The organism is Burkholderia sp. 9777_1386, from assembly GCF_015712265.1.
Taxonomy (GTDB): Bacteria; Pseudomonadota; Gammaproteobacteria; order Burkholderiales; family Burkholderiaceae; genus Burkholderia; species Burkholderia cenocepacia.
Window position 1 is genome coordinate 37,521 of sequence record NZ_JACCQB010000022.1, and the last position, 14,292, is coordinate 51,812.

The following is a 14,292-nucleotide window of genomic DNA, read 5'->3' on the forward strand; positions in this document are numbered from 1 at the left end:
AGATTCCGAGGCTATATATGCAAATGTCCGAAATTGCGAGCTTCTTCCGGCTCCAGAGCAATCGCCTGTTTACGATTGAAACGCCATTGAAAGGTCGATCGGATCTCGTGCTTGTCGATTTCCATTGTACCGAGGGGTTATCTCAGAATTTCGAGATGCATGTCCGGCTCGCGTCGCAAGACAAGAATATCGAGCTGAAGAAGTTGATCGGCCAACCTGTGACAATCACGTTGCAGTTGACCGATGCGCTCGCCAGCTCGGAAGAGCGTTACTTCCACGGATACGTCGCGGCGTTTTCGCATCTGGATACCGATGGCGGTTTTGCGATGTACAGCGCAACGATCCTGCCGTGGCTCTGGATGCTTTCTCGCCGACAGGACATTCGGATCTTTCAGGAAGAGAATACGGAGGCGATTCTTTCCCGCGTGTTTCGCGAGTACGGCAAGCTGGCATCGTTTGAGTTCCGTCTGTCGAAAGGAACGCAGAATCGCAGCTATTGCACGCAGTACCGTGAGACGGATCTTGCTTTCGTCGAACGGCTGATGCGAGAGGATGGCTTGTTCTATTACTTCGAGCATGCGAAGGATGGGCACAAGCTGATCATCGCCGATAACTCGGTGACCGCGAAGCCGATCGACGGGCGCAGTCCATCGCTGCAATACAATCAGGGCGAGGCGATGGACAATCTCGCCGTCATCACGTCATTTCAAGCACAGCGTCAGCTTGCACCGGACACGGTCGGACTGAAAACGTTCGACTACAAAATTCCTCATGCCCGGCGATTCGTGTCGGGCGGCACGGAAGTCAATCAAGGCGACGTACCGTCCTACGAGATCTACGACTACCTCGGCGAGCATGGTTTCGCTGACAGTGATCGGGGCGAAGAGCTCGCGCGCTTCCGGACGGAAGCGCTGGCTGCACACAGCAAAACGTTCGTCGGGGTGACGACGGGCCGGCGGATGATGCCGTGCCGATACTTCGAGCTGGACGACCACTACGATCACGCCAGTACCAAACAGGAAGACCGGCAATTCCTGTTGCTGACTGTGTCGCACACAGGCACGAACAACTACGAGCCTGGCGAGGGGACTTCTGCGTATTCATGCAGCTTCACCTGCATTCGCAAGAAAATTCCGTACCGTCCGGCATTCGAGGGCGAGCGTCCGACGATCGTCGGGCCGCAGACGGCAATCGTCGTGGGTCCGAAAGGCGAGGAGATTTATACGGATAGTCTCGGCCGGGTGAAGGTGCAGTTCCACTGGGATCGTCTCGGCAAACGTGACCAAGGGAGTTCCTGCTGGGTGCGCGTGAGCCAGCCGTGGGCGGGTAGCGGTTTCGGGATGATTCAGATCCCGCGAATCGGGGATGAGGTGGTCGTGAGTTTCCTTGATGGAAATCCGGACCGTCCCCTCGTGACGTCGCGCGTTTACAACTCGCAGAACATGCCGCCGTGGGCGTTGCCAGCCAACGCGACACAGAGCGGGATTCTGACGCGCTCGACCAAGACCGGTAACGTCAATACGGCCAATGCGATTCGCTTCGAGGACAAGAAGGGCGAGGAAGAGGTGTGGCTACACGCCGAGAAGGATCAGCGCATCGAGGTCGAGCACGATGAATCGCATTGGGTAGGTAACGACCGCACCAAGAACATCGATCACGATGAGACGGTGCACGTCGGCCACGATCGTACGGAAACGGTCGACAACAACGAGACGATTCACGTTGGGGTGGATCGCACCGAGACCGTTGGTAACAACGAGACGCTGACGGTCGGTGGCAACCGGAATGAGACCATCCAAGGGATGGAGAATCTCCTGATTGCGCTGACGTCGACGGAGACGGTGGGGCTTGCAAAAGCACTGACCGTGGGCGGCGGCTATCAGGTGACAGTGGCCGGCGCAGTGAACACATCGGCGGGGCTGGCTAGCGCTGAAGAAGTCGGCCTGTCGAAGACCACGATGGTCGGCAAGACGTACACGATCACGGCTGGCGACCGTATCGAGCTCAAGACCGGTAGCTCGGTGCTCATTATGGAGAGCAACGGACACATCACGCTGCGCGGCACGCAACTGCTAATCGAGGGCTCAGGGCCGGTGCAGATCAACGGCAAGGATGTTGACGTCAATTGACGGGAGCGGCGATGGAGTTCTCCAATCACACGCCTTTTCCTGCATTGGCGTTCGAGTCGTTTGCGCCGGACGGCGCATCGTTCCATACCGTTGTCTTGCGCCAGACTTTCGAGCTGCGAGACGGCGTGTTGATGCTTGCGCAGGAGCAGAGACCGCTCGCGACATCAGATCGTTTCCACGGCGAGCCGAATCAGTCCAGCGTGGCAGAGGAAAGCGATCTCGCGCCGTATAAACCGCTTTGCGATGTACTCATCAACGGGACGGCCTATGCGCCGCAGGGGCGATCGTTGCCGCGATTCGCAGCGGGCATTCGAATTGTGTCGGCACCCATGCGATCCAACAACGACACGGGTGTGCCGACGACGAAAGTCCTGCTAGATCGTAGGTTGTTCGTGACCGGCCCAAGGTACTTTGCTCGACGATCGACGTTTGGTCGAAGCATGAACCGACTCGTGAAGATCGCCTCGCTCGGCATCGTGCGTCCCATCGACTGGTGGTTGACGCCGCCTGAGCCAATCGCAGCGCTGCCTATGCGTTACGAATACGCATGGGGCGGGCAGTGTCGGATCGACGCGCAGGATCCGGCTGCGAAACGTGTGCCGAAGGCATCTCGGCTCGATGACAAGCAGCAGGCTGCGCATCCCGATCAAGATAACGTCCCGGTGGCGCATACGGCCTGCGAAAACAATCCGATCGGTCTGGGATTTGCTGAACGTTGGTTCCTTGATGCGACGAAGCTGCAGCGGGTCGCTGCTCCGCAGATCGAAGCCAGCAGCGAACCCATCTCGATACAAGCGTGGCTCGCAGCTGTGAATGGGCAGGCGCCTCCGTCGCTGCATCCGGCTGGCGTCGGTATCGTCGGGAAGGCGTGGAAATCGAGGCGTGAGCTTGCTGGCACGTACGATGACCAGTGGCTCGCTGAGCGCCATCCGGGCTTGCCGGACGATTTTCAGTTCAGGTACTGGAATGGCGCGCACCCACAGATGCAGGTGCCGCACCTGAAGGGTGACGAGACGATCGTGCTGACGAATCTTGTTCCAGTTGGCACGCCCGGATCGACCGTCGGCGAGCGGGGCAATACGATCCTGCGCATCGCCTTGCCAGGCCATCTACCGATGGGATGGGTCTACACCGACCAGTCGCTCAAGTTCGCGCCGCTGCTGCTCGATACGTTGTCAGTTGATGTGTCGGACGCAGCGAACCCCGTGGTGACGTTGGCGTGGCGCGCAACGCTGATGAAATCAGTGCGTGCGCAGCGCTTCGAGGCAAGGTTTGTCGACCGGGCGGGGCTGGAGCGGCTTGCCGCGACATCGTCGGGTAACGCGGTCGATCCGGCGGAGGTGCGGCATGGCTGAACCACTAACGGTCACCATCACCGGAGATGCGGGTGACGTTTTTCGGGAGCATTTCAACATCCAGAGTGTGGAGCAGGCTCGTGACGCAGTAAAAAATCTCGACTCTTTGTGGAATACGCCGAATCCGTGGAGCGATCGCCCGGACCTGCGCGATATATTCGATGAAGCGGGGAAGTCAGTCCAGAGGCGCTTTGAAACGGGCGTCTATAAGCCGCAGGATCAGGCGCAGCCGTCCGATCACTTCTCCAAGGGCAATCGGATTGCGTCGAGGCAGGACGGCAGCTTCAAGGCCGTGAGTAGCACGCCCGATGTGTGCAAGACTCCGATGGGCAGCTCGACACCACCGGTACCCTATCAGGTCGTGTCGGATCTGAGCGGGTCGTCGGGCGTCGTGCCGAGCGTGCGATTCAACGGCAAGCCGGCGTACGTGCTCGATCAGAGCGTGGTCCCGACATGTACGGGCGACGAAGCGGGCTCAGCCGATGGGGTACGTTCCGGCACGGTGGGAGGCGAGACCAAGCCGACGAAGGGAAGCACGACGGTTCGCGCGGGTGGCCATCCCGTTATTCGTGACGGTGACCCGTGCACGATGAACTCCGGCAACTGTACGGGCACTTACGTAACTGCGCCCGCGCCGGGTAGCTCGGTGGATGCGAGCGGGAACGTCGTGGGGGATGCGAATCCGCCACCCGAGAAGGGCGTCATGCATCAAGTTGGCGGGTTCTTCAAGGGGGCCGGCGGCGCGGTGTGGGACATGGCGAAGGGCTTGGGCGGGCTGGCGGTCGGAGCGGCCAAGCTATCGCCAGTGTCGCAGGCTGCTGAGGGTCTGTCTGATCTGACAGGGTTATACGACTACCACGGGTACTCGCAGACGTTGGACTCAGCCGGAAAGACGGCGCAGGCGATCTACGATCATCCTGGCGCGATCGTCGATGGCATCACCAAGCCGTATATGGAGGCGTGGAGCCAGGGCAACTATGGTGAGGCGCTGGGGCGCGGCGCGGTCGACATCGGCGGATTGTTTGTTGGTGGTGTTGGTGCTGCCGGCAAGGTCGGCGAAGCGGGGAATGTGGCAGGCAAGGTTGGCGAGGCGGTGAATGTTGCCGGAAAGGCAGGCGAGCTTGCTGACGTTGCAAATGTCGCGGGAAAAACGGGAGAGGTTGCGAACGCGGCTGGGAAGACTGGCGAGGTTGCCGAGGCGGCTGGCCAAGCAGGCAAGGCCTCTGACATTGGAGGTGCGGCGGCGAAGGGAGGCGAGACAACCGAGGCGACCGCTGATGCAGCGAAAGCCGCAGGGGAGGCCAACGCAAAACCTGCGGGAGATGGACTGAAAGTCCAAGCCAAGCCTAAGAGGCCGTCTTGGAGGCAGAGTGAGAAGGATGTAGGGAAGAAACTCGGGCAAGGATACAAAGAACAAAGGTCCTTCAAGGACGGGAAAGAGGTTCCCTATGGCACCAAAGGAAGCACACGTCCTGACTGGTATAAAGATGGTTCGAGCGTTGAAGTGAAGAACTACAATATTGAGACGCCCGCAGGCCAGGAACGATTGATCGATAACGTATCGAATCAGGCGATCTATCGTGCGCAACAATTGCCTCCGGATACCGTCCAATCGCTTTTTGTAGATATTCGTGGTCAAGTAGTCAGTCGTGGTGAGCTGCAAAACGTTATTCAGTCAATCTCCACGCGCAGTAACGGTATAATTCAGCCAAGTAACATTACCATATTGAGGTAGCACATGTCAGTTGGCGTACGAGTCGGATCGATAGTTGACGAGGTCGGAGCATCGAGCTTTTTTAACTCGTTCTTTTCCACAATCTGGGGGCTCTTGGAGTCCAACGGTCCGGGAACCAAGTTTCCCGTTATATCGAAAGAGTTTTATGAGGGGCGTGTGCCAGCGGAGCACGTTGGGCAGGCGCTAGAGGAGTTGAAGAAAATTCGTGAAGAGTTGAATAATTTTCCGCCCTCTTCGGTAATATGGGATTATGAAGATCGAACCAAGCAACCTCCTTGGGGGGCGGATATTAGTTCAGATATTACTTCGATGGGTAATTACTTTGTATCTAGTACGGGGCGCGATTTGTTTGATCTGTTGATTGAAGCTTTTGATGATGCGCTGAAGAATAAAGCGGATGTTGTGATTGAAGAGATTTAGTCTATCTCGTTTACGCATCGTGCTTCAACCGTGAGCGCTCATCTCGAATCGTGACATGACAAAAGGCCCAATTTCTGCTGGCCGAAAAGCTGTGGGGCGGCACGCCTTGTCGGTGTTCGACGGCATGCCCAAGGTGCAGGAATATCTGCACGATGACTTGCCCATGGCGGTCGACGTACTCTCAGTCGCGGACTCGCCTGACCCCGATCTCGTGTCTTACAGCACGATAGGTCTCTTTGAGACTGCTCTTGGCGGCGAGACGGAGTTAGGGACTCGTGTTGAGTTGTGTGGTGCAATGCCCGCTGATATTGAGCACTGGCCAAATGTGCTTGCGTTTGCTGCTTTTGCGCTAATGCGATCACGGTGGGCGGTGATGCCAGGGGGCGTGCTGGAAGGGTATGTCGCGGAATGCTACAGCGACACGTTAGTCCCACATCTGTATCTGACAGCACCGTTTCTGTGGAATGACGGGCATTTCAAGCAACTTGACTTGGAGAGCGGAGAGAAAGTCAATTGGTTGCAAGGAATCCCTATTTCTGATGCAGAACTTGAGATCCTCCGCACGCGCGGGGATAGTGAATTTGAAGATTTGCTTGAACAAGCGGATGTAGATGTATTTGACTTGTATCGATCTTCGTTGAAGTAAAGCTACGTTTGCCTGCAAAGCCGTTTGGGCCGGTTCGCGCGTCCAGTCGACGGAGCTCAGCATCTGCGCAGCTACGACTCATCTGTCTGGGCAACCTAACGCCTGCGCTTCGCCGCCGAACATCCGGCGATGTGGGCAGCGGTCGAGTCGATTGCGCCGATGATTGGGTGTACGCCGCAGACGCTGCACGAATGGATCAAGCGTGATCAGGTTGACCAGGGGAGCGCGATGGCGTGACCACTGACGAACGCGAACGGCTGAAGGCCCTGGAGCGCGAGGTCAAGGAACTGCGTCGTGCCAACGAGATTCGCAAGGTTGCGAGCGCGTTTTTTGCCCAGGCGGAACTCGACCGCCGTTTCAAGTCCTGACGGCGTTCGTCGATCAGCATCGCGACACCTTCGGGGGCGAGCCGATCTGCAAGGTCTTGCGGAGCGCCCCGTCGGGCTGCCGATGCCATGCGGCACAGCTTCGCGATCCGTCCAGACGCAGCGCCCGCGCGAAACGCGATGAGATTCTGCAACCCGAGATCAGGCGTGTCTGGCAGGCCAACATGCAGTCTATGGCGTGCCGAAGGTCTGGAAGCAGATGAACCGCGAGGGCATTGTGGTCGCGCGCTGCACGGTCGGTCGGCTGATGAAGCTGCAAGGTCTGCGTGGTGAGGTTCGCGGCAAACGGATTCGCACCACGATCGCCGACAAGAGCGCACCGCGCCCGCTTGACCGGGTCAACCGGCAATTCAACGCGCAGCGGCCGAATCAGCTCTGGGTGTCGGACTTCACGTACGCTTCGACGTGGCAAGGCTGGCTTTACGTCGCGTTCGTGATCGACGTATTCGCCCGCCGTATTGTTGGCTGGCGCGTCAGTTCGTCGATGACCACGGACGGCGCCAGATAGATCGCCTTGTTGCGGACCGCGCCTTCGTCACGAATCTTGACATCCAACGCGTAAAAATAACGAATATTGTCCGCACTACACTGAACCGAGTCCCTGTCTACGGTCAGTATTCACCATGCCCGCCACTGCCCTGCAATTCGCGCTGCTCGCCAAGCAGCAGGAAATCGCGTCGCTGCGCCAGCTGGCCGAGCAGATCGAATTGGTCGACCTGCTCGGCCGCCTGATCCATGCGCTGCAGCGCGAGCGCGGCGCCACCAGCATCTATCTGGCGTCGAGCGGCAAGCGCTTTGTCGCCGAACACGCGGCTTCGCGCGGCGAATCGGCGCCGCTCGTCGCGCAGTTGCGCGAGCGCCTGGATCGGGAGCTGACGCCCGCACGCGGCTCGACGTCGCGCCTGCTGTCGCTGATCGCCTGGGTGCTGCTCGACCTGGAATCGCTGGATGTGCTGCGCGAACAGATCGACCATCTTGCGCTGTCGGCGCCGGATTCGGTCCAGGCTTTCAGTACCGTGATCGGCGGCCTGGTGGAGCTGATTTTCCAGTTTGCCGATAGCGGGGCGGATCCGTCGGTGTCGCGCATGCTGATTGCCCTCGTCCATGTCGTCGAGGGCAAGGAAGAAGCGGGACAGGAACGCGCCGTCGGTGCGCACATGTTTGCGGCGGGCACGTTTTCGGCGGACCAGCAGCAGCGCCTGCTGTATCTGATAGCCGCGCAGGAGCGCAGTCTCGAAGTCTTCGCGAGCTTCGCAAGCACGGCGCAAAACGCATGGTGGGAAACCCGCATGACGGAGCCGCACATGGCGGCGCTCGAGAAGCTGCGCCGCGTACTGTGCACGGTGCACGCCGGCGATGCGCTCGATGCCGGCCTGAGCGAAGCATGGTTCGACGCCGCGAGCGCCCGCATCGATGATCTCTGGCACCTTCAGATTGCACTGACGCTGCAGGTGCAGGAAACGTGCGACGCGCGAATCGACGACGCGCACCGAACGCTGCGCGACTCCGAGCGCCTGATGGCGCAGTTGCGAAACAATCCGCCCCCGCATATCCAGGCGCTCGCCCAGTTCTTTGCCGGCGATCCGTTGTCGGCGCGCGCGGCGGTTCACGAGCTGCCGGGACGTCTCTCCGGCTCCGACCCGGGGACGCTCGCCAGCCTGAAATCCCTGCTGGAGGCGCAATCGGCGCGACTGGCCGGCGCGGAGGTCGAGCTCGACGCGGCACGTCGAGCGCTCTACGAGCGAAAGCTCGTGCAGCGCGCGAAAAATACGCTGATGACGCGCTTCAGCCTGCGGGAGGACGAAGCGTATCGGATGCTGCAGAAGGCGTCGATGGACGGCAATCGGCCGCTTGCCGATATCGCGGAAGACGCGCTGACGTCGCCCGAGCGATTCGTCGACGAGCACGCGCAGACTTCCGTGCGACGTCGTATGCAGCGAAGCGCGCCGGAGACACCGCACGACGACGGCACGACCTGACCGGAACGCACCGCACCGCGCTTCACGCACCACGGCGGCGCCCGAAGCGCGTGCACGAAGTGCAGTTCGCACCGCGCGAGTGCGATTCGCTGCGTTCGGCTGCGGCCTTTCCCTCCGGCATCTCGCGTCCGGCCGGCCTGCATCGCGATATCCCCGCCACTGGTATGAAAGTTGCGAACATCTCGCTCGTCGGGCTAATGGCGGCCTGACGATCACGCCATGTCGAACCGTGGCGGCCGATCACGTGGATAACAGCGTCCGCGCCAGGCACTCGCATGTCGAGCGAGTGCCTGGCGCGTTTTTTTTTTGCCCGTCCAACTTTGCGAGCGCATACCATGGCCTACCTCACACCCAACGAATTCGTCACCAGGATGGTGGACGCCGGTGAATCGAAGCTGTCGATGTCGACCCGCGATACGCTGATTCGCGCGTATATGGCGGGCGCGATCCTCGCGCTCGCAGCCGCCTTCGCGGTCAGCATCACCATCAACACCGGCAACGCGCTGGCCGGTTCGCTGCTGTTTCCGGTGGGATTCTGCATGCTGTACCTCCTGGGCTTCGACCTGCTCACCGGCGTCTTCACGCTCGCGCCGCTCGCGGTGATCGATCGCCGGCCCGGCGCGACCTGGGGTGGCGTGTTCCGCAACTGGACGCTCGTGTTCCTCGGCAATTTCGCGGGCGCGCTGACGGTCGCGCTGTTCATGGCGATCATCTTCACATTCGGCTTCTCGGAAGCGCCGAACGCAATCGGACAGAAGATCGGCGGCATCGGCGAAGCACGCACGCTGGGTTATGCGGCGCACGGCGCCGCCGGTATGCTCACGCTGTTCGTGCGCGGCGTGATGTGCAACTGGATGGTGTCGACCGGCGTGGTCGCCGCGATGATGTCGACGTCCGTACCCGGCAAGGTGATCGCGATGTGGATGCCGATCCTCGTGTTCTTCTACATGGGCTTCGAGCACTCGGTCGTGAACATGTTCCTGTTCCCGTCCGGCCTGATGCTCGGCGCCCACTTCACGATCGTCGACTATCTGCTGTGGAACGAGATCCCGACGGTACTCGGCAACCTGGTCGGCGGGCTGGTGTTCGTCGGCGCGGCGCTGTACAGCACGCACTACAAGACCGCGTCGAAACGCGCGCCCGCTTCGCCGGTGGGTGTCGTCGCGCGCAAGGCCTGATCGCGCTGCGCAAGCCGCAACCGAACGCCGGCGACGCGCGGAAACGCACCGGGGGCGGGCGAGCTTCACGTCGGCGGATGCGCCGGGGTTGATCTACGACGCGATCACGGTCACGCCGACGAGTGTTGCCGCGCGCCGGACAATCGCCCTGCAGCGTGAGCGGCCGGCGCGCCTCGAGTGGTTCGGCGAGCGACTCGTGGAGGCGCCAGCTAGACGCGTCACCTGGTCGCGCGTGGTGTCGACATCACCCGGCAAAGTGACAACGTAACTTCGCAAACGGTGACGACTTTGTTTGGGGCTATGCAGCGGGCGGCTGTCGAGACACTCACAAAAATGCGCTCAACGTTACAACCCCCGTAGGGATGTGCCGAGCGTGCCATTTCGTGGTTGACGCCCAAGGCGGAACGTCTCTGCTCCATGGCCGGGAACCGCCTGACTTTTCCGATTCTTGCCACGATGCGACCCGCCCTGTGGCGCCGTAACCGTTGAGCATGGATCAAACCTTGCCTTGGCGAGTGCGGCGTCCGCCCCGTTTTCGGGAGCAGGTGCAAGTTTTGCTCCAGTGGCTGGCCGTTATCCACCTTTAGACAGAGGCCAGCCATGGCGAACACGAACGAGACGCAGCGCCACAAGCATGACCGCGATGAAGCTGACACTCCGTCAGCGACCGGCGCTATCGCGCTACTTGAGTCTGACCATCGTGCGGTCGAAAAGCTGTTCACGATCTTTGAAAAAACCGCCGACGAGGACCTCGATGCCAAGCACGCGCTCGTTAGGCGCGCCTGCGAAAAATTGACCGTCCACGCGATGATTGAGGAACAGATTCTTTACCCAGCTGCGTACGATGCGCTGTCCGGCGGCCCCCAAAAGGATGTCGAAAAAGCCTACGTCGAGCACTTTCTCGTGAAGACGCTCATCGAGAAATTCGAAACCCTCAAGCCTGGTATGGAAGGGTTTGATGCCACTTTCGCGGTGCTGATGGAAAACGTCCGGCATCACATCAAGGAAGAGGAGACGGAGCTCTTTCCCGAACTGCGCTCATCGGGACTCGACCTTGTCGGACTTGGACTCAAGCTCGCCGAACGAAAGGCGCAGCTGGAGGCCCGACTACCGAAAGACGCGGGCGACCGGACTTGGCCGATGACCCGGATATTTCAGTAGTTGCCAGCGAAAAGGACCCGTGCCGTGTCGCGCGGGCACGGGCAATGTCTGAAGCGTACGAGGTGCGGGATGTCGCTGCAGATAGGCTGAACCCGCAGCGAGGATTCCTGCGTTCGGTGCCAGTCGACGGACCCTGAAGCCGCTGCCGGTTTCGATGCCAACTCGCAAGGCGAGGTCGATCCATCTCGATCAGTGTGACGCCGTGCGTTCTTCTAACCCGTGGGTTACACGTTCGAATCGTGTAGGGCGGGCCAGTTTGTGATCTTCGCGGCTTCGCGCCGGATTGCGCAAACGAATCACTCCACCGTCACCGATTTCGCCAGATTCCTCGGCTTGTCGATATCCGCGCCGCGCAAGCACGCCGCGTGATACGCGAGCAACTGCAACGGCACGACGTGCAGAATCGGCGACAGGAGCCCGTAATAATCCGGCATCCGCAATACCGACACGCCTTCGCCGTTGTCGATCCGCGTATCGGCATCCGCGAACACGTAAAGCTGCCCGCCCCGCGCCCGCACTTCCTGCATGTTCGACTTGAGCTTTTCGAGCAGCGCATCGTTCGGCGCGATCGTGGCAACCGGCATCGTATGCGTGACGAGCGCGAGCGGCCCGTGTTTCAACTCGCCCGCCGGATACGCTTCCGCGTGGATATATGAAATCTCCTTCAGCTTCAGCGCGCCTTCGAGCGCGATCGGGTAGTGCAGCCCGCGCCCGAGAAAGAGCGCGTTTTCGTGCTGCGAGAATTCCGCCGCCCAGCGCTCGATCTGCGGCTCCAGCCCGAGCACGTCCTCGAGCGCGCCAGGCAGGCGCCGCAACTGCGTCGTATAACGCGCGAGCTGCGCGTCGTCGACGTAGCCGCGCAGCCGTCCGAGCGTGACGGCGAGAATGAACAGCGCGACGAGCTGCGTCGTGAACGCCTTGGTCGACGCGACGCCAATTTCCGGGCCGGCGCGCGTCAGGAAGCGCAGGCCGGTCTGGCGCATCATCGCGCTGGTCGGCACGTTGCAGATCGCCAGCGTGTCGATGTGACCGAGCGCCTGCGCGTATTTGAGCGCGGCGAGCGTGTCGGCGGTCTCGCCGGATTGCGACACGCTGACCACCAGCGTATTCGGCATCGCGAGCGCGTCGCTGTAACGGTATTCGCTCGCAATCTCGACCTGCGCGGGGATGCGCGCGATCGTCTCGAGCCAGCGGCGTGCAGTCAGGCCCGAGTAATGGCTCGTGCCGCACGCGAGGATCAGCACGTTGTCGATCTGCTCGAACGCGCGCGCGGCGTCCGGGCCGAATACGGCCGGATCGAACAGCCCGGCATCGGGAATGGTCGCCGCCACGGCCTGTGGCTGCTCGAAGATTTCCTTCTGCATGAAATGCCGGTATGGCCCGAGTTCGACCACGCCCTGCGCGGACGAGACGGTCTGTATCGCGCGTTCGATCGGTGCGCCGCTGCGATCGAGCACTCGCACGCCACCCGGCGTCAGCTCGACGATGTCGCCTTCCTCGAGAAAGATGAAGCGGTCGGTGATGCCGGCGAGCGCGAGCGCATCCGACGCGAGATAGCATTCGCCGTCCTTCACGCCGACGACGAGCGGCGAGCCGGCGCGTGCGCCGATCAGCCGTTGCGGCTCGTGCTTGCTGAACACCGCGATCGCGTACGCGCCGTGCAGCTGCGAGGTCGCGTCGCGTACGGCGGCGAGCAGGTCGCCGCGATACTTGCTGTGGATCAGGTGCGCGACCACCTCGGTGTCGGTCTGGCCGTCGAACTCGTAGTGTTCGTTGGCTAGTTGCTTGCGCAACGTTTCGTGATTCTCGATGATGCCGTTGTGCACCAGCGCGATCTCGTCGCGCGAAAAGATCGGATGCGCGTTGCAGGTTGCCGGCGCGCCGTGGGTTGCCCAGCGCGTGTGCGCGATGCCGGTGCTGCCGGTCAGGCCGGCGCTGCGCACGTGCGCGTCGAGATCGGCGACGCGCGACATGCTGCGCTCGCGGCGTGCCTGGCCGTTGACGACCGTCGCCACTCCGCATGAATCGTAGCCGCGATATTCAAGGCGGCGCAAACCTTCGATCAGAATCGGGACGATATCCCGTTGCGCGACCGCGCCGACGATGCCACACATGACACGTCTCCTTCCCTGTAGATTGCCCCGGACCGTGCGCACGCGTGGATCAGCGTGACGCGGTCTCCGTTGTCGCCGCCGTCGTGAAGCCGCATTGAGCGGGCGCGACCGGGTCGGCCATCCGGCTTTCGAATGCCAGGTAAAGCGCCTCCTCCAGTACGTTCCAGTGTGCGCCGTGCCGGTACGGGCCCGATCGCGCATGCCAGCACGCGACCGTGTTCCAGTCGTTCATCTTGAATGCGACGAGTGCGATCAAGCCCCACGGATAGTCGGAGCCGGCGAGTTGCAGCCAGGTCTTGCCGTACTTCTGCATCCACTGCGCGTAGATCGTCTCGTTCGATTGTTGGGGAACCTGAATGCCGGACAGGAGCGGAAAGACCTGCGCGACTTTCGCCGGATAGAACGTCGTGTCGCTGATGCGCTGCGTGCTCGCGCGAAAGCCGGACTGTGTGCCGCGCCAGAACACCTTCAGGATCGCGGACGCGAGCCGGTCGGCGCGCTGAGTCCACGGGCCGGCGCGGGCGGCGTCGGCATGCCGGACGTAATACGCGGCGAGCGCCTGGAACGCGCTGTGCACCTCGACGTTGTCCATCAGCAGCGCGACGTGCAGCGTCGACGAGATCTGATAGACGCCTGCGGGCTTGCTGAGCAGCGCGTCCAGATGCGCGGCCGCGCGATTGAGGCTGAGTTCCCATGCGGCGGGCAGGCCCTCGGGCGGCGCGAAGCGGGCGAGCAGTTCGATCCAGGTCGCCATCATCGCATCGTCGGCGTCGGCTTCGGCGCATGAGCTGTACTGGCCGCTCTTCACGCAGTAGCGATCGAAACCGCCGTCCGGACGCTGGCGCGGCAGCAGCCACGCGATCCATGCGAGCGCGGCCCGATGTGCGTCGAGCCCGGCATCCTCGGCGCCGAGCAGTGCCTTCGCCGCGAAATAAGGATCGATGCCGGCGCCGTTCAGGCGCACGGTGATCGCCCCGTCGGGGCGTTGATAGAGTCCGTTGAGCTGAAGTTCCGCGGCGCTCGCCTGCAGCGCGATGCCGCACGCGGCGACACAGCAGGCGACGCGCCACAGGCGGCATAGCCGGGCGGTGGCCGCCACGCGTGCGCGTGCGGCCGGGAAAAGCGCGGGCCGGTTCATGATGGGGGGCTCCTGCGCGATGGTCCTGCGCAAATCCCGCCGGGCGCGGCG

Annotated in this window: 10 protein-coding genes, 2 pseudogenes and 1 other annotated feature; of the genes and pseudogenes, 10 read left to right on the plus strand and 2 right to left on the minus strand. The window is 61.7% G+C overall.

The genetic code is table 11. The annotated features are described in order from the left end of the window. Positions 1 to 17 precede the first annotated feature (17 nt). From H0X91_RS18170 to H0X91_RS18210, 10 genes and pseudogenes are all read left to right on the plus strand, one after another. Entirely contained in the window at positions 18 to 2,129 is a 2,112-nt protein-coding gene (locus H0X91_RS18170; protein ID WP_196433215.1) for a type VI secretion system Vgr family protein, read from the plus strand. A gap of 11 nt (positions 2,130 to 2,140) precedes the next feature. After that, complete coding sequence (locus H0X91_RS18175; protein ID WP_060263189.1) at positions 2,141 to 3,484, plus strand: DUF2169 family type VI secretion system accessory protein; 1,344 nt, start codon at positions 2,141 to 2,143, stop codon at positions 3,482 to 3,484. Then, complete coding sequence (locus H0X91_RS35255) at positions 3,477 to 5,219, plus strand: DUF4150 domain-containing protein (protein WP_080331214.1); 1,743 nt, start codon at positions 3,477 to 3,479, stop codon at positions 5,217 to 5,219. Before H0X91_RS18175 ends, H0X91_RS35255 begins: the two co-directional genes overlap by 8 nt. Positions 5,220 to 5,222: 3 nt before the next feature. Beyond that, positions 5,223 to 5,639: an Imm70 family immunity protein gene (locus tag H0X91_RS18185; RefSeq protein WP_077056230.1), complete on the plus strand. Its 417-nt coding sequence runs from the start codon at positions 5,223 to 5,225 to the stop codon at positions 5,637 to 5,639. Between the two features lie 55 nt (positions 5,640 to 5,694). Beyond that, on the plus strand, positions 5,695 to 6,285 hold the full coding sequence (locus H0X91_RS18190) for a suppressor of fused domain protein (protein ID WP_227746363.1): 591 nt from the start codon (positions 5,695 to 5,697) through the stop codon (positions 6,283 to 6,285). Between the two features lie 117 nt (positions 6,286 to 6,402). Further along, positions 6,403 to 7,167: pseudogene (locus tag H0X91_RS18195) on the plus strand (IS3 family transposase); the annotation flags it as partial. Continuing rightward, positions 6,608 to 6,724: a sequence feature (AL1L pseudoknot), on the plus strand. (Overlaps the previous pseudogene by 117 nt.) 127 nt (positions 7,168 to 7,294) lie before the next feature. Further along, positions 7,295 to 8,650 (plus strand): nitrate regulatory protein, encoded by a 1,356-nt coding sequence (locus H0X91_RS18200; protein WP_062910790.1) that lies wholly within the window; start codon positions 7,295 to 7,297, stop codon positions 8,648 to 8,650. 335 nt (positions 8,651 to 8,985) lie between these two features. Further along, on the plus strand, positions 8,986 to 9,828 hold the full coding sequence (locus tag H0X91_RS18205) for a formate/nitrite transporter family protein (RefSeq protein ID WP_196433216.1): 843 nt from the start codon (positions 8,986 to 8,988) through the stop codon (positions 9,826 to 9,828). Between the two features lie 17 nt (positions 9,829 to 9,845). Next, positions 9,846 to 9,967, plus strand: a pseudogene (locus H0X91_RS35325) (ABC transporter substrate-binding protein); the annotation flags it as partial. 461 nt (positions 9,968 to 10,428) lie between these two features. Further along, positions 10,429 to 10,989 (plus strand): hemerythrin domain-containing protein, encoded by a 561-nt coding sequence (locus tag H0X91_RS18210; protein ID WP_196433217.1) that lies wholly within the window; start codon positions 10,429 to 10,431, stop codon positions 10,987 to 10,989. Between the two features lie 296 nt (positions 10,990 to 11,285). On the opposite strand, the gene glmS is transcribed toward H0X91_RS18210, so the two are convergent. Together glmS and H0X91_RS18220 are read right to left on the minus strand one after the other, a co-directional pair. Beyond that, positions 11,286 to 13,103, minus strand: a complete 1,818-nt coding sequence (glmS, locus tag H0X91_RS18215; RefSeq protein ID WP_196433218.1) for a glutamine--fructose-6-phosphate transaminase (isomerizing) — start codon at positions 13,101 to 13,103, stop codon at positions 11,286 to 11,288. A 49-nt stretch (positions 13,104 to 13,152) separates the two neighbouring features. Beyond that, entirely contained in the window at positions 13,153 to 14,241 is a 1,089-nt protein-coding gene (locus H0X91_RS18220; protein WP_048989025.1) for a hypothetical protein, read from the minus strand. Between the last annotated feature and the right edge of the window lie 51 nt (positions 14,242 to 14,292).